This is a genomic window from Kribbella pratensis, assembly GCF_004366075.1.
GTDB classification, from domain to species: Bacteria; Actinomycetota; Actinomycetes; order Propionibacteriales; family Kribbellaceae; genus Kribbella; species Kribbella pratensis.
This window is the reverse complement of record NZ_SODU01000002.1, coordinates 1,411,692-1,431,980: the sequence shown is the minus strand read 5'-3', so window position 1 is coordinate 1,431,980 and position 20,289 is coordinate 1,411,692. Positions and strand designations below refer to the sequence as shown.

Here is a 20,289-nt window from a genome sequence, read left to right as displayed (position 1 = left end):
CCCTCCCAGCCAGAACGAACAACCCCCAAGCGCGGTTCCCCGGGCGCCGGCGGATGAGCCGGGGTGACCTGTTCAACTCGTGGGCGGAGCTGTGTTCGGCGGGACGATCCCGGATCATGGATGAAATGAGGACCTTCGCCGAACGCGTCCGCGGCCTCGCCCCAGCCACGTGGGAGCACGACGCAGACCTGCTCCGCGGCCTGTACGACGCTCAGCTCGGCAGCCGGCACGCGGACCTCGCGGCCCGCTGGATGCAGTCCCAGGGCACCGGCTTCTACACGATCGGCTCGGCCGGTCACGAGGGCAACGCGGCCGTCGCCGCCGCCCTGGAGCCGACCGACCCGGCCCTCCTGCACTACCGGTCCGGCGCCTTCTACCTGACCCGCGCCGCCCAGTGCGGCTCGAAGGAGGGCCTGCGCGACATCCTGCTCGGTGTCGCCGCGGCGACCAGCGAGCCGATCGCGGGCGGCCGGCACAAGGTGTTCGGCCGGCACGAGCTGTCGGTGATCCCGCAGACGTCGACGATCGCCTCCCACCTGCCGCGGGCGATGGGCGTCGCGTTCTCGATGAACCGGTCGGCGAAGCTCGGCGTACCGTCCCCGTGGCCGTCCGACGCGATCGTGGTGACCAGCTTCGGCGACGCGTCCGCGAACCACTCGACCGCGACCGGTGCGATCAACGCTGCCCTGCACGCGTCGTACCAGGGTCTGCCGATGCCGTTGCTGCTGGTCTGCGAGGACAACGGGATCGGGATCAGCGTGCGCACCCCGGACGGCTGGATCCGGCAGGCGTACGGCTCGCGCCCCGGCCTGCGGTACTTCGACGCGGACGGCACCGACCTGGACGCGGCCCTGTCGATGGCGACCGAGGCGGCCACGTTCGTACGGCGGAACCGGCGCCCGGCGTTCCTGCGGTTGCGTACGGTTCGCCTGCTCGGCCATGCGGGTTCCGACGTCGAGGCGGCGTACCGGTCCCCGGCGGAGCTGGCCGCGGACGAGGAGCTCGACCCGCTGCTCGGTACGGCGCGCTACCTGCTCGGAGCCGGCTACAGCGCCGACGAGATCATCGACCTGTACGACGAGAAGCACGCCGAGGCGCACCGGATCGCGGCCGAGGTCGCGGGCCTCCCCCAGCTCACTTCGCCCGAAGTCGTCGCCGCGCCCCTGCGTTTCCCCGCACCGGAAGCGGTCGCCGATGCGCTGCCACAGCGGACGCCCACCGCGGAGCCCTTGACGCTCAGCCAGTCGATCAACCGCGCGCTGAGCGACGTACTGGCGTCGTACCCGGAGGCGATGGTCTTCGGCGAGGACGTCGGTCGCAAGGGTGGTGTGTACGGCGTGACGCGGGGGCTGCAGAAGGCGTTCGGGCCGCCTCGCGTCTTCGACACGCTGCTCGACGAGCAGTCGATCCTGGGGCTCGCGCTCGGCGCCGGCGTCTCGGGCCTGCTGCCGATCCCCGAGATCCAGTACCTCGCGTACCTGCACAACGCAGAGGACCAGCTCCGCGGCGAGGCTGCGTCGCTGAAGTTCTTCTCGCAGGAGCAGTACGCGAACCCGATGGTGCTGCGGATCGCCGGCTACGGGTACCAGAAGGGCTTCGGCGGCCACTTCCACAACGACGACGCACTCGGCGTACTGCGGGACATCCCGGGGATCGTGATCGCGTCACCGTCCCGTCCGGACGACGCGGCCGCGATGCTGCACGCCTGTACGGCGGCGGCCCGGTCGTCTGGCACCGTCAGCGTGTTCCTCGAGCCGATCGCCCTCTACCACCGGCGGGACCTGTACGAGGACGGCGACGAGCAGTGGCTGGCGCCGTACGCCGACGAGCCGGTGCCGATGGGACGCGGCCGGACGTACGGCGACGGTACCGAGCTGACGATCGTCACGTTCGGGAACGGCGTACCGATGAGCCTGCGGGTGGCTGCCCGGGTTCCGGGGATCCGTGTCCTCGACCTGCGCTGGCTGGCGCCGTTGCCGGTCGAGGACTTGTTGCGCGAGGCAAACATCACCGGGCGGGTGCTGGTCGCCGACGAGACCCGCCGGTCCGGCGGCGTGTCCGAGGGCATCCTGGCCACGCTGATCGACCACGGGTACGCCGGACGGCTGGCCCGGGTCACGAGCTACGACTCGTACGTCCCGCTCGGCGCCGCCGCGCACGAAGTACTGCTCAGCGAACAGACCATCGAGAAGGCGGCCCGCGGACTGCTAGAGGGCGGCTGAGGGCGCTCGCTCAACTGAACAGCCGCTGCCAGAGGGACTTCTTCCTCGGGCGGTGCTGCTCGGAGGGCAGCGGACGCGGTTCGCGCGCGGGGCGTTCCATCCGCCACTGGGCGATGACCACGTCCTCGTCCACCGGGCCCGTCGGCACGACCGGTCCGGTGGTGTCGCGGATGCTGAGCCGGATCCGCTTGTTCAGGTCGGCGAGGTACTCGCGGACCTCGGACTCGCGACGCATCCCGCGAACCTTCTCGTGGACCTGCTGCTTCTCCTTGCGGAGCAGGACGGCCGGTGGCAGTAACGCCTCGGCCTCGATGTCCTCGCGGCGGATGAAGTCCTTCACCCACCAGTCGGGGTCGTGCTGGTCCGCCAGCTTCAGTGGTTTGCCGGCACCAGGCAGGTTGTCGAACTCGCCCTGGTTCTGAGCGAGCTTGATCTGCGACTCGACCCACTCCTGGTTACTCATGCCCGGTGGTCTGCGCTTGGTCATGGCCACACCTCGCCTGTCATCATCGACAGCTTCTCCGTCCGAACAGAATACTGGCTTGTGAATGCAATCACAAGGCATACTTCTGCTGTGCGGCTGACCGACGAAGAGATCGCGGCGATGACGCCGCAGGAGCGGCGGGAGCTGATCCTGCGGCTCGCGCCGCGACCACCCGGGCTGCCGTCGCGGCGGACGATCGACCGGATCCGCAAGTGGCGGACGGTCCTGATGCTGGTCTGCGCGGCCGCCCTGATCCCGTGGACCGTGTACCTGGCGATCACCCTGCCCAATCACTACGTCGCGCGGAACTGGGTCGCGACCTGGGTCGGGTTCGACATCCTGTTGCTGACGATGCTGGTGCTGACCGCGCTGGCCGGCTGGAAACGCAAGCAGTTCGTGTTCCCGACGGCGTTCGCGTCCGGCGTCCTGCTGATCTGCGACGCCTGGTTCGACGTGATGACCAGCCAGCGCGGCGGCGACCTGACCCAGGCGCTGCTCAGCGCGCTCCTGGTCGAGTTGCCACTGGCCGTCGTACTGATCGCGGGCCCGCTCCGCCTGCTCCGGTACGTCGCCATCCGGCACGGCATGATCCACCCCGACTCCCGCCTGTGGCGGATGCCCATCCCGATCCCGGATCTCTACCCCGACCACAAGATCCCGCCGCCGACTTAGGGTGGAGGCCTACGACGAGGAGGTAGCCGTATGGCCGGTGAGGTGCTGTCCGTTGTCGGTGGCGAACGAGTGGCGGAAGCGGTACGGCGTACTCCGTCGACCAACCCCGCACAGCTGAGCGACGTCGTCGGGACGGTCGGCAGCGCCGGGCCGGAGGTGTTCGTCCAGGCTGCCGAAGCGGCCCGGTCCGCGCAGGCCGCGTGGGCCGCGACCCCGGCGCCGCAACGCGGCCAGGTGATCTCGAACGCGGGCCGGCTGATGACTCTCAACAAGGAGCGGCTCGCCGCGCTCGTCACGCGGGAGATCGGGAAGCCTCTGGGTGAGGCGCGGGGCGAGGTGCAGGAGATCATCGACACCTGCGACTTCTTCCTCGGCGAGGGCCGACGGCTGTACGGGCAGACGGTGCCGTCGGAGATGCCGGACAAGCAGTTGTTCACATTCCGCCGACCGGTCGGCACCGTCGCGGTGATCACGGCCGGCAACTTCCCGGTCGCGGTCCCGTCCTGGTACATCGTCCCGGCGCTGCTCTGCGGCAACACGGTCGTCTGGAAGCCGGCGGAGTACTCCGCTGTCGTCTCGGACGCGTTCTACGAGATCTTCGCGCATTCCGGCGTACCGGTCGGGGTGTTCAACGTGGTGTACGCCGACGGGCCGGACACGTTCACCGGTCTCGAGCGGGCCCTGGAGGCCGGACTGATCAACAAGGTCGGATTCACCGGATCGAGCGCGGTCGGCACCCGGATCGGCGAGTTGTGCGGCCGTCACCTGCAGACGCCGTGCCTGGAGCTCGGCGGTAAGAACCCGATGGTGATCACCGAGGACGCGGAGCTGGACCTGGCCGTCGAGGGCGCGTTGTTCTCCGGCTTCGGTACGGCGGGACAACGGTGCACGTCCTTGGGGACGGCGATCGTGCACCGGTCCGTGTACGACGAGTTCCTGGACCGCTTCGGGCGGGCGACCGCGGACGCGGCGATGGGCGACCCGACGCAGGACGTGCTGTTCGGGCCGTTGCTGGACGAGAAGTTCGCGGCGGGGTTCGAGAAGTCGCTGGGGTGGATCGCGGCGCATCACCGGGTGATCGGCCGGACCGGCCGGGTCACGGCGGACAACCCCCGGGCCGGATTCGTCGGCGATCCGGCGGCCGGACTGTTCTACCACCCGACGATCGTGGCCGGGGTGCAGGCGGACGACGAACTGTTCCTGAACGAGACGTTCGGGCCGGTCGTCGGCGTCACGCCGTACTCGACGCTGGACGAGGCGATTGCGCTGGGCAACAAGTCGGGGTACGGGTTGTCCAGCTCGATCTACACGACCGATCCGAACAAGGCGTTCCGGTTCGCGCAGGGGATCTCGGCGGGGATGGTGAGCGTCAACAACTCGACGTCCGGCGCCGAGGCACACCTGCCGTTCGGCGGGAACGGGAAGTCCGGCAACGGCTCCCGGCAGAGCGGGATGTGGGTCCTGGACCAGTTCACCCGCTGGCAGTCCATGAACTGGGACTATTCAGGCAAACTGCAAAAGGCCCAGATGGACACCGAGACGGTCGAAGCCGACCTGACGTACCAGCTCCCCTGACCCCTCGATCTACCTGGAGTAGGTTGATGGTGGCTGGGGTTGCCGACGTGGTGGTTGTTGGTGGTGGGGTGATGGGGACGAGCATCGCGTTCCACCTGGCCGAGGCCGGCGTGCGGGACGTGGTGTTGCTGGAGATGAACGAGCTGGGGTCGGGCTCCACCTGCAAGGCGGCCGGTGGAGTACGGGCGAACTTCTCGGACGACGTGAACATCGCGCTGGGTGCGCGCAGTCTCGAGGCGTTTGCGCGGTTCGGTGAGCGGCCCGGGCAGGAGATCGACCTGCACCAGGTCGGGTACCTGTTCTTGCTCGACAGTGCGGAGCAGGTCGAGCATTTCCGCGAGAGCACCGCGCTGCAGAACAGGTTGCAGCAGAGCTCGGGTTTCCCGACGCGGATGGTCTCCGTCGACGAGGCGGTCGCCCTGGCGCCGGTCGTTGCGGCGGACGGGTTGGTCGGTGCGTGTTTCTCGCCGAGCGCGGGGCATTGCACGCCGGAGTCCGTTGTACTGGGATATGCATCGGCTGCCCGGCGGCTCGGGGCCCGGTTGGTCACCGGGTGCGAGGTGCTGGGGATCGAGGCTGCTGGCAACCATGTGACGACGGTGCGGACGAGCCGCGGTGAGATCCGGACCGGGACGGTGATCTGTGCGGCAGGTGCTTGGTCCGCGCAGGTCGGTGAGATGGTCGGGGTCGAGCTTCCGGTGGTTCCGTTGCGACGCCAGATCGTTGTCACCGAGGCGATCCAAGGTCTGCCGGCCGATCTGCCGATGACGATCGACTTCGGTACGACGTTCTACTTCCACCGCGAGGGGCCCGGGCTCCTCGTCGGCCTGTCCGATCCCGACGAGGAGCCCGGATTCCACCTCAACCGGACGGATACGTGGATCCCCCGGCTGACCGAGGCCATGGCACGACGGGCGCCCTCGCTCCTCGACGTCGGGCTGACCGGCGGTTGGGCCGGCCTGTACGAGGTCACGCCCGACCACAACGCCCTGATCGGCGAGGCGGACAGCATCTCGCGATTCCTTTACGCGACAGGGTTCTCGGGCCATGGCTTCCTGCAGGGGCCTGCTGTCGGCGAGGTGATTCGCGACCTCTACCTGGACCGGGAACCGTTCGTCGACGTCACTCCGCTGAGCGCCGACCGCTTCCGGTCCACCGTCCGCCCTGAGCGGAACATCGTCTGATGACAGCTCTCCTCACCCGGTCGGATGTCCTGCAGGCGCTCGACGTCCCTGTTGTGCTCGACGCATTACGTGCTGGGTTCCTCCAGTCCGGTGAGATCGAGCCACTGCGGATCCGCACTGATCTGCCTGGTCCCGGTACTGCGACAGCGCTGCTGCCGGGCGTGATTGCGGGCATCCCGGCGTACACCGTGAAGGTCAACGCCAAGTTCCCCGGCGCCACGCCGGCTCTGCGCGGTGTGGTGTGTCTCCACGACACCACCGACGGCACCCTCCTCGCCCTCCTCGACAGCTCCACCATCACCGCCTGGCGCACCGGCCTGGCAGCCGCCCTCGCCACAGACGCCCTGGCTCCAGCAGGAACAGTCGGCATCATCGGTGCCGGAGCGCAGGCAGCGATGACACTTGCCGGGTTGGTCGCCCTCCGCCGAGTCGACCGCCTCGTTGTGCATGACGTCGTACCGGAGCGGGCCTCGGAATTCCTTGCCCAGCAAGGGATTCCGGGTGTTGTGGTGAGCAGCCCGCAGGAGGTTGCTGCGGCCGCCGAGGTTGTCGTGCTGGCCACCTGGTCTCGAGAGCCGTTGCTCACCGCGGCCGATGTCCGGCCGGGTTCGCATCTCACGACGTTGGGAGCTGACGAGCCAGGGAAGGTGGAGCTGTCCGCCGATTTGCTGACGGCTGCCCGTGTGATCGTCGACGACCGCTCCCTCGCCGCACAAATGGGCGCCTTGGGCAACGTCGGCCTGGCCGTCGATGCGGCTCACGCGACGCTGACCGACGTACTGAACGGAGTCGCCGCCGGTCGCCGGTCGGCGGAAGAAGTCACCGTGTATGCGCCCGTTGGACTGCCTTGGCAGGACCTCGCGGTTGCCTGGCCGGTGTACCAGGCCTCGAAGGGCGATTTCCGAACGGTCGACTTCCTGAGTTAGTTGACGACGGCGCCGGCGGTGAGGTTGATCGCCGTGCCGGTGATCGAGCGGGCCTGGTCGGAGGCTGCGAAGGTCGCGATGGCGGCGACGTCGGCGAGAGTGGCGGCACGGTTCAGCATGGTCTGGGCGGCGGTGTGTTCGGCTACCTCGCGGCGGAAGTCCTCCGGGTACGTGTCCGGGTTCGATTCCGGGATGCCGTTGGTCTGCAACGTGATCACCCTGATTCCGTGCGGGCCGAGCTCGCGCGCCAGGCTGCGGCGCATCGCCTCGACAGCACCGAACCCTGTCTGGAAGGCGCCGAGGTTCGCCACGGGGTCGCCGTTCCCGCCGAACGTCAGGATCACGCCGGACCCTTGCTCGACCATGCGCCGGGCGGCCGCGCGGGACGTGAGGTAGAAGGTGCGCAGCATGTTGCGCACCGGCTCCTCGACGTCGGCGAGGGACATGTCGATCAGCGGCGTACCGAAGTACTGCGTGTGGCCGATCAGGTTGAACGAGATGTCGATCCGGCCGACCGTGGCGGCGTGGTCGTCGACGGATCGTTCGTCGAGGGCGTCGACGACGGCGATCTCGGTCTTGCCGCCCGCGGCGCGGATCTCGTCCGCGACCCGTTCGAGGCGCTCCGCCGTACGTCCGGCGAGATGGACGGTCGCACCTTCGGCGGCGAACGCCTTGGCGACCGCGCCGCCGATCGGGCCGGCCGCGCCGTACACGATTGCCTGCTTGTCGTTGAGCATCATGAGTTGGACTCCTTTGCCAGTTGGGTGACGAGGTCGTCGAGTTGCTGCATCGAGGCGCGGATGCCGCGCTCCATGCCGCCGGCGACGTACAGGTCGCGGTCCTCGACCGCGAAGAACACGGTGTTCTGCGTCAGGGTGGTGACCCCGTCGGCCTCGTCGAAGGTGATCAGATTCAGATAAACGGTTCCTGGTGCATGGTCGAACTCGTACGTCTGCACGATGCGCTCCGGCGTCGGCTCCCCGTGGTACAGCCCGTGGAACACATAGCCCTTGCCGTCGCTGTCGTACTGCGTCCACCGCCAGCGACCGCCGTGCTGCGGGTCGAGCTGGTTCACGACCAGCTCGAGTTCGGCCGGACCCAGCCAGCGCTTCACCAGGTCGGGCTCGGTGTACGCGCGGAACAGCAGCTCCCGCGGCGCCCGGAACTCCCGGATGATGACGACCTGCGGAACGCCCGGCTCAGCGATGACCTTCACGACTCCCCCTTCAGGTCGTCGAGCAGGTCGTCCAGACGGTCGAAGCTCTCCGCCCAGTAGGCGCGGTAGTCCATCAGCCAGCCGACGGCCGTCCGGAGCGGTTCAGCCTCGAGGTGGCTGAGCCGGGCGGTCGCCCGTTGCGAGCGGCTGATCAGTCCGGCGTTCTCGAGCACCTTCAGGTGCTTGGAGACGGCCGGCTGCGACATGCTGAACGGGGCCGCGAGCTCGGCGACCGTCGCGTCCCCGTGCTTGAGCTGGGTCAGGATCGCCCGGCGGGTCGGGTCGGCGAGCGCCGCGAAGACGCCCGTCAGTCCATCTTCATAACCAAGTGGTTTCAAAACCATGTGGTTAAGGATGGACGTGGACCGCCCCGGTTGTCAACAGGGCGTCAGGGCGTTCGCTCCCAGTTGGCCGGGTCGCACCAGGCCGGGTCGATGCCGCGGTCGATGCAGTACTGCCGGAGGAGTTCTTCCCGGGTCGACGGGCGACTGGTCGGCAGCGACGGCCTCGCGGTCGCCGTGCTGGTGGTCGTGCGGGTCGGCTTCGGCGTGGTCCGCTCGGTGGTCTTGGTCGCGGTCGGCTTCCGGGTCGGGCGCTGGGTCGGTCGCTGGGTCGGCCGGGAGGTCGGGCCCTCGCTCGGCACCAGGACCGTCCGTGGCACCAGCGGCGGCGTTGACGTCGCCCGCGGTACGACGGGACTCGTCGAGCTGACCGCCGGAACGGCGGACGGCGATTCCTCGGCGAACTTCACCGCCGCCGGATCATCCGATCCCCCGAACTGGCCGATGACGAGCACCGCCCAGAGGTTGACCCCGGCGAACACGATCATCGCCGCGGCGGCGGCGTACGCGGCTCGGCGGGACGGAGCGCCGTACCGGCCGATCGGGCCGAGGACCGGCTCACCCTTGCCGTCGACCCAGAACTTCCAGCCCTCCGGAGCCGGCGGCCAGGACGGATCCGGGCGCCAGGTCTTCGGCGGGACCCAGCTGCGCCGGGGCGGGGACGGCCAGTTCGGCGGCACCACGAACCGCTTCAAAGAGAACTCCTCCACTCGCCGACGCCGATCCCCCGCACCAAGCCAACGACGCAGACCCGGTCCGGGCTACTTGCGGTTTCGCCACGGCCCGCGTGTCGCCTCGCTTTTTCGATCAATCCACTCCCGGGAGAGCTACAGCACGTCGGTGAGGAGTCTGGTCAGGTCCTCGCCGAACGGGCGGTCCGCGTCGATCGGAGGTACGACGGTGTCGACCGCCCGCATGATGTCCTGAAGTCCCGCCGGGATCTCGCGGGCCGAGAGCGCGAAGGCCTGCCGTACGGCGAGCAGTTCGCACGCGGTCGTCTCGCGGGTCAGGCGGATCGCTTCGCCGAGGTTGCCGACCGCTTCCCAGGAGAACGTCTGCACGTCCTCCTGACCGTTGGACGTCTCCGCCGTACTGATTGCCGTAGGCAACGTCAGGCGGCGGAACCGGTGGGTGGTCGCGACGGCACGCTTGTGAACGGCGACCAGACCGGCTTGCGGGCCTGGTTCGCGGGCGAGTTGCGCGGTGAGGCCGGTGACGCCGGGATCCAGCAGGCGGTGCAAGCGTGCTGTCGAGACCTCGGCTGCGTGCGCCAACGCGGCCGTCAGATGGTCGCAGTGCGCAGCCAGGTCGATCCCGTGAAAGCCGGCGGTGCCGACGAAGTCGCCGTCGAGGTACGCCGGGGAGTCCGTCACGCCCGCGAACGCCCGGTCCACGGCGTCGTCCAAGTGCTGCAAGGTCCGCCGAACGTGAGCGTTCACGTGCCCCGCGACCCGGAACGAGACCGGGGCTTGCAAACTGCGCGGCTCGGGCTCAGGGCCTGCCAGCTCTCGAAGTCTTCCGAACTCGGCGGCCAGCAGGTCGTCCCCACGCGCGGCGAGCTGTTGATACGGATCCCGGTTGGCTGCTATGGCTGCGATCGCCCCGGCCGCGACGGCGCTGAGCTGATCCGCCAACCGGTGCGTTCTGGTGGCGTGGAGCGCGGCTCGGCCGGTCGCCCCGGGGATGCCGGCCAGCAAGGCGATGCCTTCCTTGGGACCGGGATCCAGGGAGGCGAAGGCGTGCGCGAGCGGAATGATCTCGCCTGCGGAGCCGGCGCCTTCGGCGGGGATGTCCGGCGGCGGGCCGGTGTTGATGAGAGCAACCAACTGGTGGATCAGCTCGATCGAGACGGCTGCGTCGCCGGCGAGGAAGGTTTTCAGGCGGCCGATGAGGACTGCGCGGGATTCGTCGGGCGGGAGCCAGGGCGGGCCGCCAACCGCTCTACCCAGCAGGAGATTGCGTTGATGGACCCGCTGCTCGGCTTCCGACAGGCGGACATTGCTCAGGTTGCCCATGCCGGTGTTGACGCCGTACACGGGCCTGCCGGATGTCAGGGTGTGAAGGGCCGCGGAGCGGGTCGCGGCCACACGGTCGAGGAGGGCGGGTGCCAGCTCGATCGGCTCCGGACTCGCAGGGTCCAGGTCAGTGGGGTCGTTGACGATCATCAGTGGAACCTGAGCATGGTGCCTGCTTCGGCGGCTTCCGCTCGGCGGAGGATCAGGTGGGCGATCGCGACGTCCAGCAGGGACAGGCCGCGATGCCAGAAGAGGTTGCGTTCGGCATCGTTCTCGCGACCGGGTTTGCGGCCCGCGACGATCTCACCGATCTCGGCGTACAGCGTCTCCGGCGACAGCCGCCCGCTGTCCACGTGCCGGCGGAGCGAGCCGAACCGCCCGGACTGCGCTTCCCGCCAGTCGTCCACAACCACCTTGTCGATCACGTCGAGCAGATCGAGCTCGACCGCCGAAACAGTGCCGTACGGTACGACGAACGCGCCCGGCCGGACCGCCGCCGTCCGCAGCAGCGGCTCGGGCTCGGTGAGACGAGTCGCCTCGACCAGTACGTCGGCGCCGTCGAAGGCCTCCTCCGCTGTCGCGCACACCCGGACCGGCGTGGTCAGTTCGGAGGAGAGCTCCGCGGCGAACTTCTCCCGGGACTCGGGCCGCCGCGACGTCACCCGGATCTCGTCGAGGTCGAGAAGGTCGTCGAGCATCGTCACGTTCCACCACGCCGTACCGCGAGCGCCGGCGTGCGCGAGGATCTTGCTGTCCCGGCGGGCCAGGTGCCGGGCGCCGACCGTCGTCATCGCGCCGGTCCGGGCCGCGGTGATCATCGTCGCGTCCAGGACCGCGAGCGGTACGCCGGTGGTCGGGTCGAACAGGGTCGCCATCGCGAGTTCACTCGGCAGACCCTTCTGGTAGTTCGGGACGAAGTCGCCGACCACCTTCACGCCGCTGATCCCGTGCTCACCGAGGCCGTCGAGGTGTCCACGAAGGACGTTGAAGTGGCCGATGCCGCCGTTGTTCGGCATCAGGTGCATGCGCGGTTCGAAGCTCGTCCGGCCCTCGCCGTGCTCGCGGACGGCGTCCTCCACGGCGTCGACGATCTCCAGCCGGGTCAGCCCCAACGCATCGATGTCGGGGCCGCTGAGCAAGCGCAGCCAGATCCCGTCCGTCACGTGGCTCCTTCGGTTGCCGTCGATCGATACTTTAGTTTCAGGCCGTCACGCTACGTTCGGGCCATGGGGTCTACGACTGCGGATCGCACGGTGATCGGCCACTCCGCCACGGACAAGACGGTGCTGTTCGGCGGGTTGCCGCTGGCCGGGCTGGTGCTCGGATTCTTCCTGCCGCGGATCGCCCAGTGGGCGGCCGGACGCGAGTGGGTGCCGTTCCACGGGCCGTTGAAGCTGATCGCCGCGTGGGACAGCTGGTGGGTCGTGGTGATCTGCGTGGTCGTCGGGCTCGTGGCCGGCGTACTGCTGGCCGGGATGGCGCTCGACGACACCTTGAAGGTGACGATCACCGGCCAGTCGGTCGAGTTCCTGAAGAACCAGAAGACCGTGACGGTGCCGCGGGCGAAGGTCGCGGTGGCGTTCCTGGACGGGAAGGAGATCGTCCTCCAGGACGCGTCGTCGCGTGAGCTGGCCCGGGAGAAGCACGACCAGCTGAAGTCCGAGGCGAGGCGGATCCCGGCAGCGTTCCGGGCCCACGGCTACCCGTGGTCGGACTCCGGTGACCCGCACGAGTCCGAGTTCCGCCGCTGGGTCGAGGGGGACCCGGACCTCTCGCCCGCGGCCAACGCGCTCCTCCGGGCCCGCTCCAAGGCCTTCGACCAGGGCGACAAGGGCAAGGCCGACCTACGAGAGCTCCGCACCGACCTGGCCAACCTCGGCTACAGCGTCAAGGACAAGGACAAGAAGCAGTACTGGCGGGGCAACCCAACGGGGTTAGATCGTGGCCGTCACCACGTGCTTTCCCTAAGCGCCGAGGAGGTGGATGACTGCTTCGGCGTACGCCTGTTCGGCGTCGTCGGAGGTGTGGGTGCTGGTGGTGAGGGTGACTTTGTAGCCGTCCGGGGTGGCTTCGAGGGACTTGAAGTGCGAGCCGAGGAGAGCGCGGAGCTGCTCCTCGCGCGGAAGCCAGATGACTTCGCGTTGCTCGATGCTGTCCAGGGCCCACTCGGTGGTGCCGTTGAAGCCGATCACCTTGCTGCCCTGGTAGTCGTGCACCTCGACGGTCATGTCGCTCACCACGAACACGTCGTCGTCCATGTCCCGGTCCGGTACGACGAAACGATCCCCGGCCGCCGGTGTCCACAGCACCCCGGCCTTGCGCAGTCGTCCGGCCTGCTCCATCGTGATCACCCCTCCATCCTCCCCACGGCACGCAAACTCCGCAGGTCCACGCGAGCCGCGACCACCGAGAGCGGCTCGCGTGGGAGGGGGCGGGTCAGCGTGCGAGGGCGGTGCGGAGCTCTTCGGCGCGGTGGGCGATGCGGTCGCGGCACTCGGTGGTGAGCGGCAGGTCGATCAGCGCGCTCGCCTGCAGGTGGCTGAGGGCGAACTCCTCGCGCAGACGTCGTACGGCGGTCGCACGGTCGGCGGATGCCCGCAGTACCGCTGCCACCTCGTCACGACGCTCGAACGCGGCCAGTATGCCGTCGTAGATCTCCAGCTGCGTATGCGCGGAGCGATCCGGCTCGGTCGTCGTGCGCTCGGGCCTGTCGCTGGTCCGGATCACCTGGCGCCACAAGGCGGGTACGGCGAGCCGGGCGCGGGTGTAGCGCCGGGTAAGGGGCTGTGCGTAGGTCATGGTCATGTCGGTTTTCCCCCTTGTATCAATCTGCCTTGGCCACCGCGTGCGGTTCCCGCGGCGGGCACTTCGTGCCGGGCGTTGTGAGCGCCTCGAAATGCCAGGGTTCGTTGTCGTACCGGCGGCACACGCCGTACCGCCAGCCGTTCTTGTTCAGCCACGTCATGGCGGCCGCCGGACCGATGTCCACGGCCTTGCCCTGCACGTGGGCGGAGTACTTCGGCGGCAGCACCCAACGGGTCGCCAGCTTGTACGACCCGTACTTCTTGATCGCATCGTTCAGCAGCCGCTGCTGTTTCGCCGCGCTGCGCCTGCCGGACGTGATGCTGATCCGCACGCCGTCCGCCTTCGCGGCCGCGATCGCCTTCGCCAGCCGTGACTTCAGCTTCGGCGAGAGCCCGTCGATGCTCTCCTCACCAGATACCGGCGCGGGCTTCTTCGTGGACTTCTTCGAGGGCGTCGTCGCGGTCTTCGGCGGCACGGTCGGCGTCGTACGGCGGGACGGCGTCGGCGTCACGAGCTTCGTCGTGGTGGGAGGTCCGCCGATCGCGGGCGCGCCGACCGTCGACACCACCGGCTCCTTGTCCGCACCCAGGCCGAGCACGTCACCGACCTGCGCGTGCCACAGCAGCAGCGCCCCGGCGACCGCACCGACCCCGACCACACCGATCACGGACAGCAACCGCGTCCGCGCCATTGTGTTCCGGCGCGGCGGCACGTCGTGACTCATGGGGTACAGCCTCTCGGATCGGGCGGTGCGGCACATCGGTCCCAGGGACCGTTCTCACGTCCCATCTGTAGCCCCTGAGTATCAGTTCGGACGCTGAGCCTCCTCCAAAAGTTGGAGAGACCGCCCCTCCGGGCAGATGAAGCTTTGGCAAACACGGTCTGACTACGCTGGGCGACGTGAAAGGGATCTGGCGCCGATTGTCGCAGGGGCAGCAGGACTTGCTGCTCGCCGCGGTCATCGGGCTGGTCTGGTTCGCCGTACTGAACCTCATCAACGGCACCGGTCTGCGTCCGCACAACCCGGCGGTCTCGGTCGTCACGGGTGTCTTCCTGGTCGCCACGGTCGCCCTCGTCCGGCGGATCCCGCGCACGATGCTCGTGACCGTCTCCGTGCTGTACCCGTTCCTGTACGCCGCGGCCGGCACCGGCCTGGCGGCACAGCTCGGCCTCACGATGTTCGGTCAGCCCGAGATCAGCGACGCGGCGCTGCAGTCGGAGATCCACCTGGTCCCGCTGCTCGTCGTCGGGTACCTGGCGGCGTCGGCCGGCGTACGGCGGTTCACCTGTCTGTTCTTCACGATGGGCAGCCTGGCCGGACTGATGATCGGCCTGCCGACCGTCGTCGCGATCGTCCTCAGCCACGTCAACCGCGCGATCCTGTACGGCGACCGGTACAAGAGCCTGCCGCGGGACGTGCCGAGTCTGTACTCGTACATCGACGTGTCACTGTTCGTGTTCGCGGAGGCGCTGATCTGCGGGATGGTGCTGCTCGGTGCGGACGCCCGCCGACGCCGGAAGTCGGTGGCCCTGCTCGAGCAGCGGAACGCCGAACTGGTGCGGCTGCGCGCGGTCGAGGCGGAGCGGGCCGCGGTGGCGGAGCGGACCCGGATCGCCCGCGACCTGCACGACGTGATCTCGCATCACGTGAGTGCGGTCGTGATCCGGGCGCAGGCGGCGGACCGGGTGGCCGACGAGCGCCCCGAAGTACTGCGGGAGGCGATCCGCTGGATCATTGCCAGCGGCAAGGAAGCGCTGAGCGCGATGCGGGAGACCGTCCGGGTGCTGAACACCGCCTCGCCGCAGATCGCCGGCGACACGGGGTCCGGCGGCGGCACCACACCGGTGCCGGACCTGGCCGATGTGGCGCGGATGGGTGAGCGGCTGAAGGCCGTCGGGATCGACGTGACGATGGAGCTGCCGCCACGGCAGCGGCAGCTCACGTCGGCGACCGACCTGACCGCTGTGCGGATCATCCAGGAGGCGCTGACGAACGTGATGGTGCACGCCAAGGCGAGCGCCGCACGGGTGACCTGGCAGAGTGGACCGCAGGGCGAGCTGCTGACCATCGACGACAACGGCAACGGCGGGCCGCCGCCCGTGAACGTGCTGGAAACCGCGCGTCGCAAGGAGAGCGGCCGGGGCAACGGACTGATCGGGATGCGGGAACGGGCCACAGCGGTCGGCGGCACCCTCGCCGTGGCGGCCGGCCCCCTGGGTGGATGGAGAGTGCAGGCATGGCTGCCGCCGCAGAAGTGAGCGATCCGATCCGGATCCTGGTCGCCGACGACCAGGGCGTGATCCGGATGGGCCTGGCGATGATTCTCGACCACGAGCCGGACCTGACCACGGTCGCGCAGGCCGAGAACGGCGAGGAGGCGCTCCGGCTGATCGAACAGCACGACCCGGACGTCGTCCTGATGGACATCCGGATGCCCGTGATGGACGGCCTGGTGGCCACCGAGCGGATCACCACCGCCAACCGGGAGACCGGCCGGGCGCGTCCCGCCGTACTGGTGCTGACCACGTTCGACGACGAGGCTTATGTCCTGGCCGCCGTCCGTGCCGGAGCGTCCGGGTTCCTGTTGAAGGACACCGATCCGGATCTCCTGGTTTCCGCCGTACGGGCGGTGCACCGCGGCGACTCGCTCGTCGATCCGGCCTCGACCCGTGTTCTGCTCGAGCGCTGCATGGAGCTGGAGCGTCAGGTCGACGGCGGTACAGCGACCAGCAAGCCGGCGCAACCGGATGCGCGCTGGGCGGGGCTGTTGTCACACCTCAGCGAACGGGAGCGCGAGATCCTGGTCTGGATGGCCCGCGGGCTGTCCAACCGTGACCTCGCGACCAAGCTGTTCGTCAGCGAGACCACGGTCAAGACCCACGTCAGCTCGGTGCTGTCGAAGCTCGGCCTGTCCAGCCGGGTCCAGGCCGTCGTCGTCGCCTACGAGGCCGGAGTCGTCCGGCCGGGCGAAGCGGATGTGCGCTGGGATTCCTAGGTAAACAGCACGATCCCGACCGCCACCACGGCCAGCAGAATCACAACGGTCACAGCTTGGCTCAGCACCGACGCCTTCTGGCGCCGGGGTAGGAAGTCCCCAGTCATGTTTCCAGGGTCGCTCGCGAAACGGCCGTACCCATCGGCCGTCAGGATGGTTCTGGTCTACTACCTGAGGATGACTGGTCGTTGCCAGGGGCATCCGAACGGCCAACCGGCCCGGCCGCGCGGTGCAGCCGGTCGGCCAGTGCGGTGAGGGCGGCCGACAGCTCGGGCGCGTCGATGACCTCGAAGTCGACGTCCAGCAGACCGAGGTAGAGCGTCAGCATGTGCGGGGTGTCGGAGCCGACCCTGAGCTGGCAGCGGTCCGGACCGAGCTCCTCGATCTCGACGGGTAGCGGGAGCTTGGCGCGGACCTCGGCGGCGGGTGCGTGCAGCAGCACGCGGGCGTAGTAGCGCCAGGTCGCTGTGCCGACGCCGCGCTGCAGCCTGGCGGCGAGCTCGTCCTCCGGCAGCTCCCGGGGAGTGAACCGCGGGCCGCCGGGGATCTTCGGCGTGATGCGATCGGCCCGGAACGTCCGCCAGTCGTCGCGCTCCGGATCCCAGGCGATCAGGTACCACCGGCGTCCCATGACGACCAGCCGGTGCGGCTCGACCTCGCGGCTGCTCGCCCGCCCGTCGTGGCTCGCGTAGTCGAAGCGTAGCCGGTGCTCGGAGCGGATCGCGGCCGCGATCGCGATCATCACGTCGGCATCGACCTTCGGCCCGGTGGCCGGTACGGCGAGCGTCGCCGACTGCAGCGCGCTCACCCGATGGCGCAGCCGCGGCGGCAGGACCTGCTCCAGTTTGGCGAGAGCACGGATCGAGGTCTCGCCGATGCCCTCCACACCGCCGTTGGCGGCGGTGCGTAAGCCGATCGCGACAGCCACGGCCTCGTCGTCGTCCAGCAGCAACGGCGGCAATGCGGCACCGGCCCCGAGCCGGTAGCCACCGGCGAGTCCTGGCGCGGCTTCCACCGGATAACCGAGCTGCCGCAGCCGGTCGACGTCGGTGCGGATCGTGCGGGTGGTCACTCCGAGCCGCTCGGCCAGCTCCGGGCCGGCCCACAGTGCGCGGGCCTGCAGCAGGGACAGCAACCGGAGCAGACGAGCCGACGTGTTCAGCATTTCTCCAGGATGGCCGACATTGCGGAAGAAAGTCTTCCGCAATGGCTTCTACGGTCGAAGCATGACCAACACACACCAGATCCGTCCGTTTCTGATCGACATCGACGAGGCCGACCTGGCCGACCTCGCGTTCCGGCTCGAACACACGCGTCGGCCGCGTCCCGTCGCGGGAGACGCCGACGACTGGAGCCGCGGCATCCCCGGCGGCTATCTGTACGACTTGGCCGAGTACTGGCGTACGTCGTACGACTGGCGGAAGGCGGAGCAGGAGCTCAACCGCTATCCGCAGTACACGACCGAGATCGACGGGCAGGTCATCCACTTCTTCCACGTCCGCTCACCCGAGCCGGACGCGATGCCGTTGCTGATCAGCCATGGCTATCCCGGATCGGCCGTCGAGTTCCTCCGCCTGCTCGGACCTCTGTCGGACCCGGTCGCACACGGAGGCCAGGCCGCGGACGCCTTCCACGTCGTCGTACCGTTCTTGCCGGGGTTCGGGTTCTCGACGCCGTTGTCCGCCGGCGGCTGGGAGCTCGGGCGAACCACTGCCGCATTCGCTGAGCTGATGACGCGGCTCGGCTACGAGAGGTTCGCCGCGCAGGGCGGCGACATCGGCGCCGGCATCACCGGGCATCTCGGGGCGACGGTGCCCGACCGGGTGATCGGCACACACATCAACAGCGATCGAGGCACGCTCGGGCTGGCAGGGGAGTTCGTGCCGCTGCCGGACGACCTCGACGAGAAGGATCTGGCAGTCATCGCGGAGGCCAAGGCGGCCTGGCAGGCGGGACGTGGTTATCTGGATCTGCAGAACCACACGCCGGACACGATCGCGGCCGCGCTGACCGACTCCCCGGTCGCGCAGCTGGCGTGGATCGCGGAGAAGTTCCAGATGTGGACGGATCCGGCCAAGTCGCCCGAGGAGTCGGTGGATCGCGACCAGCTGTTGACGCTGGTCAGCATCTACTGGTTCTGCCGGGCGGGCGCGAGCGCGGCCCGGTTCCTGTACGAGGCGGCGCACTCCAGGCTCGGCTGGGTCGCCGAGTCGTCGGTGCCGGCCGGCTGGGCCGTCTTCAACAGCAGCCCGGTCGTTCGGCGCATCGCCGATCCGGAGCAGCGGATCTCGCACTGGTCGGACTTCACCGAGGGCGGTCACTTCCCCGCTATGGAGTGCGGCAAGTTGCTGGTCCAGGACGTGCGCTCCTTCTTCCGTACGCTTGGCCGATGAACGCCTCGATTCGCGTGCTCAGCCGGCGGGAACTCAACCGTGCGACCCTCCAGCGTCAGCAGCTGCTGCGTCGGGAGAGTGGGCCGGTCGCCGAGTTGATCGAGCGGCTGGTGGGGCTGCAGGCGCAGGCCCCCTTGGCGCCGTACGTGGCGCTCTGGTCGAGGCTGGAGGGCTTCGACCCGGCTGACTTGTCCGCGTTGATGACCGCACGCCACGCGGTTCGTACGTCGCTGATGCGGGCCACGATCCATCTGGTCACGGCCGAGGACTGCCTGCGGCTGTGGCGGCTCGTGCATCCGGTCGCGGATCGCGGGTTCCGGGGCGCGTTCGGCAAGCAGTTGGCCGGGGCCGATATCGACGCCGTTGTTGCGTTCGGCACTGATCTGCTGAGCCGGGAGCCGTACAGCCGCAGCCGGCTCCGTGAGGTGCTCGGCGAGCGCTGGCCGGACTGGGACGCGAACGCGATGGCGTACGCGGTCAGCTATCTGACCGGCACAGTCCAGGTCACGCCCCGCGGAGTCTGGGGTCAGACCGGTCCGGCCGCGCTGCAGACGATCGAGAGCTGGCTCGGCCGCTCGCCGGTGGCGGATCCTTCGATCGACGCGCTCGTCCTGCGGTACCTGGCGGCGTTCGGTCCGGCGAGTGTGGCCGACGTACAGATGTGGTCGGGGCTGACGAGGTTGCGTGAGGTCGTCGACCGGCTCCGGCCCGGGTTGCGCGTGTACGCCGACGAGGACGGGCGGGAGCTGTACGACGTACCGGACGGCCCACTGCTTGACGCGGAGACGCCCGCGCCGGTGCGGTTCCTGCCGGAGTTCGACAATCTGCTGCTGTCACACGCGGATCGGCGGCGGGTCAACCCGCGGGGCCGGCAGGTACCGCTGCCACCCGGCAACGGCGCCGCGATGGGCACCGTCCTGATCGACGGCGACTACGCGGCGGACTGGCGTCATCACCGCGGCGCCGATCCGAGTCTGCGGGTCACCACCCACGGTCCGGTCACCGCCGCCGACCGGGAAGCGATCGAGGCCGAAGCCGGTGAGCTCCTCGGCCTGATCGGCAGCAAGGACACGCCCGTCGTCGTGACCTCCGCCTAGGTTCCGAAGTACTCGGCGCGGACCTTCTTCGGGACGCACATCGCCCAGGCGTCGAGGATCAGCTCGCGGAGTTCGTCGTACTCGACGGCTGCCAGGTTGAGCTCGATCCACTGGAAGCGCTCGTCGGACGGGCGCGGCGGAAGGAACTTGTCCGGCTCGGCGGCGAGGGCGGCGGCGCGTTCCTCGCGCGGGAAGCCGAGGCCGATGGTCTGCTCGTCGGCCGCGACCGCGAGATAGACGATCTGGCCGACGCGGAACTTGATCCGGTCCCGGACCAGTACCTCGTAGCTGCGCGGAAGGTCCGCGGTGATTTCGCGGATATCGGTGAGATCGACCACCTTCCCACGATAGAACGCCATCACT

21 protein-coding genes are annotated in these 20,289 nt (G+C 69.1%); 10 read left to right on the top strand and 11 right to left on the bottom strand.

Translation table 11 applies throughout. The features are described from left to right. Nucleotides 1-116 precede the first annotated feature (116 nt). Nucleotides 117-2,222: a thiamine pyrophosphate-dependent enzyme gene (locus tag EV137_RS21855; protein WP_134130542.1), complete on the top strand. Its 2,106-nt coding sequence runs from the start codon at nucleotides 117-119 to the stop codon at nucleotides 2,220-2,222. 10 nt (nucleotides 2,223-2,232) lie between these two features. Here EV137_RS21855 and EV137_RS21850 read toward each other — a convergent pair whose 3' ends face one another. Next, on the bottom strand, nucleotides 2,233-2,709 hold the full coding sequence (locus EV137_RS21850) for a DnaJ family domain-containing protein (protein ID WP_134003121.1): 477 nt from the start codon (nucleotides 2,707-2,709) through the stop codon (nucleotides 2,233-2,235). A gap of 87 nt (nucleotides 2,710-2,796) precedes the next feature. On the opposite strand from EV137_RS21850, the gene EV137_RS21845 reads away from it, so the two are divergent. The 4 genes from EV137_RS21845 to EV137_RS21830 are packed head-to-tail and all read left to right on the top strand — an operon-like array spanning nucleotide 2,797 to nucleotide 7,063. Beyond that, nucleotides 2,797-3,378, top strand: a complete 582-nt coding sequence (locus tag EV137_RS21845) for a hypothetical protein (protein ID WP_202871070.1) — start codon at nucleotides 2,797-2,799, stop codon at nucleotides 3,376-3,378. A 30-nt stretch (nucleotides 3,379-3,408) separates the two neighbouring features. Next, on the top strand, nucleotides 3,409-4,953 hold the full coding sequence (locus tag EV137_RS21840; protein WP_134130541.1) for an aldehyde dehydrogenase family protein: 1,545 nt from the start codon (nucleotides 3,409-3,411) through the stop codon (nucleotides 4,951-4,953). Between the two features lie 26 nt (nucleotides 4,954-4,979). After that, complete coding sequence (locus tag EV137_RS21835; protein ID WP_134130540.1) at nucleotides 4,980-6,137, top strand: NAD(P)/FAD-dependent oxidoreductase; 1,158 nt, start codon at nucleotides 4,980-4,982, stop codon at nucleotides 6,135-6,137. Continuing rightward, nucleotides 6,137-7,063 (top strand): ornithine cyclodeaminase family protein, encoded by a 927-nt coding sequence (locus tag EV137_RS21830; protein ID WP_134130539.1) that lies wholly within the window; start codon nucleotides 6,137-6,139, stop codon nucleotides 7,061-7,063. The genes EV137_RS21835 and EV137_RS21830 overlap by 1 nt, the downstream gene beginning before the upstream one ends. Here EV137_RS21830 and EV137_RS21825 read toward each other — a convergent pair. From EV137_RS21825 to EV137_RS21800, 6 genes are all read right to left on the bottom strand, one after another. After that, nucleotides 7,060-7,803, bottom strand: a complete 744-nt coding sequence (locus tag EV137_RS21825) for an SDR family NAD(P)-dependent oxidoreductase (RefSeq protein ID WP_134130538.1) — start codon at nucleotides 7,801-7,803, stop codon at nucleotides 7,060-7,062. The two genes, EV137_RS21830 and EV137_RS21825, sit on opposite strands and share 4 nt — an antisense overlap. Next, nucleotides 7,800-8,279 (bottom strand): SRPBCC domain-containing protein, encoded by a 480-nt coding sequence (locus EV137_RS21820; RefSeq protein ID WP_166679966.1) that lies wholly within the window; start codon nucleotides 8,277-8,279, stop codon nucleotides 7,800-7,802. The genes EV137_RS21825 and EV137_RS21820 overlap by 4 nt, the downstream gene beginning before the upstream one ends. Further along, nucleotides 8,276-8,623 (bottom strand): ArsR/SmtB family transcription factor, encoded by a 348-nt coding sequence (locus EV137_RS21815; RefSeq protein WP_134003109.1) that lies wholly within the window; start codon nucleotides 8,621-8,623, stop codon nucleotides 8,276-8,278. The genes EV137_RS21820 and EV137_RS21815 overlap by 4 nt, the downstream gene beginning before the upstream one ends. Nucleotides 8,624-8,667: 44 nt before the next feature. Further along, nucleotides 8,668-9,315, bottom strand: coding sequence for a hypothetical protein (locus tag EV137_RS21810; RefSeq protein ID WP_134130537.1), 648 nt, complete (start codon nucleotides 9,313-9,315; stop codon nucleotides 8,668-8,670). Between the two features lie 132 nt (nucleotides 9,316-9,447). After that, nucleotides 9,448-10,785: an aromatic amino acid lyase gene (locus EV137_RS21805; protein ID WP_134130536.1), complete on the bottom strand. Its 1,338-nt coding sequence runs from the start codon at nucleotides 10,783-10,785 to the stop codon at nucleotides 9,448-9,450. After that, on the bottom strand, nucleotides 10,785-11,798 hold the full coding sequence (locus EV137_RS21800; RefSeq protein WP_134130535.1) for an ornithine cyclodeaminase family protein: 1,014 nt from the start codon (nucleotides 11,796-11,798) through the stop codon (nucleotides 10,785-10,787). The genes EV137_RS21805 and EV137_RS21800 overlap by 1 nt, the downstream gene beginning before the upstream one ends. 63 nt (nucleotides 11,799-11,861) lie before the next feature. Between EV137_RS21800 and EV137_RS41105 the strand changes: the two genes are divergently transcribed. Then, entirely contained in the window at nucleotides 11,862-13,139 is a 1,278-nt protein-coding gene (locus tag EV137_RS41105) for a YqeB family protein (RefSeq protein ID WP_202871069.1), read from the top strand. On the opposite strand, the gene EV137_RS21785 is transcribed toward EV137_RS41105, so the two are convergent. Together EV137_RS21785 and EV137_RS21780 are read right to left on the bottom strand one after the other, a co-directional pair. After that, entirely contained in the window at nucleotides 13,072-13,440 is a 369-nt protein-coding gene (locus tag EV137_RS21785; protein ID WP_134003097.1) for a hypothetical protein, read from the bottom strand. The two genes, EV137_RS41105 and EV137_RS21785, sit on opposite strands and share 68 nt — an antisense overlap. A 19-nt stretch (nucleotides 13,441-13,459) precedes the next feature. Continuing rightward, complete coding sequence (locus tag EV137_RS21780; protein ID WP_134003095.1) at nucleotides 13,460-14,164, bottom strand: M15 family metallopeptidase; 705 nt, start codon at nucleotides 14,162-14,164, stop codon at nucleotides 13,460-13,462. Between the two features lie 176 nt (nucleotides 14,165-14,340). On the opposite strand from EV137_RS21780, the gene EV137_RS21775 reads away from it, so the two are divergent. Beyond that, entirely contained in the window at nucleotides 14,341-15,699 is a 1,359-nt protein-coding gene (locus EV137_RS21775; RefSeq protein ID WP_238175476.1) for a sensor histidine kinase, read from the top strand. Then, the gene (locus tag EV137_RS21770; protein ID WP_166658733.1) at nucleotides 15,696-16,436 is read left to right on the top strand and encodes a response regulator; all 741 of its coding nucleotides are present in this window, start codon (nucleotides 15,696-15,698) and stop codon (nucleotides 16,434-16,436) included. Before EV137_RS21775 ends, EV137_RS21770 begins: the two co-directional genes overlap by 4 nt. Nucleotides 16,437-16,584: 148 nt before the next feature. On the opposite strand, the gene EV137_RS21765 is transcribed toward EV137_RS21770, so the two are convergent. Next, nucleotides 16,585-17,601 (bottom strand): helix-turn-helix transcriptional regulator, encoded by a 1,017-nt coding sequence (locus EV137_RS21765; protein WP_134003089.1) that lies wholly within the window; start codon nucleotides 17,599-17,601, stop codon nucleotides 16,585-16,587. Between the two features lie 61 nt (nucleotides 17,602-17,662). Between EV137_RS21765 and EV137_RS21760 the strand changes: the two genes are divergently transcribed. Together EV137_RS21760 and EV137_RS21755 are read left to right on the top strand one after the other, a co-directional pair. After that, nucleotides 17,663-18,829: an epoxide hydrolase family protein gene (locus tag EV137_RS21760; RefSeq protein ID WP_134130534.1), complete on the top strand. Its 1,167-nt coding sequence runs from the start codon at nucleotides 17,663-17,665 to the stop codon at nucleotides 18,827-18,829. Further along, nucleotides 18,826-19,926, top strand: coding sequence for a winged helix DNA-binding domain-containing protein (locus EV137_RS21755; protein ID WP_134130533.1), 1,101 nt, complete (start codon nucleotides 18,826-18,828; stop codon nucleotides 19,924-19,926). The genes EV137_RS21760 and EV137_RS21755 overlap by 4 nt, the downstream gene beginning before the upstream one ends. Here the strand turns inward: EV137_RS21755 and EV137_RS21750 are convergent. Beyond that, nucleotides 19,923-20,285, bottom strand: a complete 363-nt coding sequence (locus EV137_RS21750; protein ID WP_238175475.1) for an MmcQ/YjbR family DNA-binding protein — start codon at nucleotides 20,283-20,285, stop codon at nucleotides 19,923-19,925. The two genes, EV137_RS21755 and EV137_RS21750, sit on opposite strands and share 4 nt — an antisense overlap. Nucleotides 20,286-20,289 lie beyond the last annotated feature (4 nt).

What these genes read in the sequence shown, in the direction of transcription:
- EV137_RS21855 (WP_134130542.1), top strand. Translation starts at nt 117, where the DNA reads ATGGATGAAATGAGGACCTTCGCCGAACGCGTCCGCGGCCTCGCCCCA.
- EV137_RS21850 (WP_134003121.1), bottom strand. Translation starts at nt 2,709, where the DNA reads ATGACCAAGCGCAGACCACCGGGCATGAGTAACCAGGAGTGGGTCGAG.
- EV137_RS21840 (WP_134130541.1), top strand. Translation starts at nt 3,409, where the DNA reads ATGGCCGGTGAGGTGCTGTCCGTTGTCGGTGGCGAACGAGTGGCGGAA.
- EV137_RS21835 (WP_134130540.1), top strand. Translation starts at nt 4,980, where the DNA reads ATGGTGGCTGGGGTTGCCGACGTGGTGGTTGTTGGTGGTGGGGTGATG.
- EV137_RS21830 (WP_134130539.1), top strand. Translation starts at nt 6,137, where the DNA reads ATGACAGCTCTCCTCACCCGGTCGGATGTCCTGCAGGCGCTCGACGTC.
- EV137_RS21825 (WP_134130538.1), bottom strand. Translation starts at nt 7,803, where the DNA reads ATGATGCTCAACGACAAGCAGGCAATCGTGTACGGCGCGGCCGGCCCG.
- EV137_RS21815 (WP_134003109.1), bottom strand. Translation starts at nt 8,623, where the DNA reads ATGGTTTTGAAACCACTTGGTTATGAAGATGGACTGACGGGCGTCTTC.
- EV137_RS21805 (WP_134130536.1), bottom strand. Translation starts at nt 10,785, where the DNA reads ATGATCGTCAACGACCCCACTGACCTGGACCCTGCGAGTCCGGAGCCG.
- EV137_RS41105 (WP_202871069.1), top strand. Translation starts at nt 11,862, where the DNA reads ATGGGGTCTACGACTGCGGATCGCACGGTGATCGGCCACTCCGCCACG.
- EV137_RS21785 (WP_134003097.1), bottom strand. Translation starts at nt 13,440, where the DNA reads ATGACCATGACCTACGCACAGCCCCTTACCCGGCGCTACACCCGCGCC.
- EV137_RS21780 (WP_134003095.1), bottom strand. Translation starts at nt 14,164, where the DNA reads ATGAGTCACGACGTGCCGCCGCGCCGGAACACAATGGCGCGGACGCGG.
- EV137_RS21765 (WP_134003089.1), bottom strand. Translation starts at nt 17,601, where the DNA reads ATGCTGAACACGTCGGCTCGTCTGCTCCGGTTGCTGTCCCTGCTGCAG.
- EV137_RS21760 (WP_134130534.1), top strand. Translation starts at nt 17,663, where the DNA reads ATGACCAACACACACCAGATCCGTCCGTTTCTGATCGACATCGACGAG.
- EV137_RS21755 (WP_134130533.1), top strand. Translation starts at nt 18,826, where the DNA reads ATGAACGCCTCGATTCGCGTGCTCAGCCGGCGGGAACTCAACCGTGCG.
- EV137_RS21750 (WP_238175475.1), bottom strand. Translation starts at nt 20,285, where the DNA reads ATGGCGTTCTATCGTGGGAAGGTGGTCGATCTCACCGATATCCGCGAA.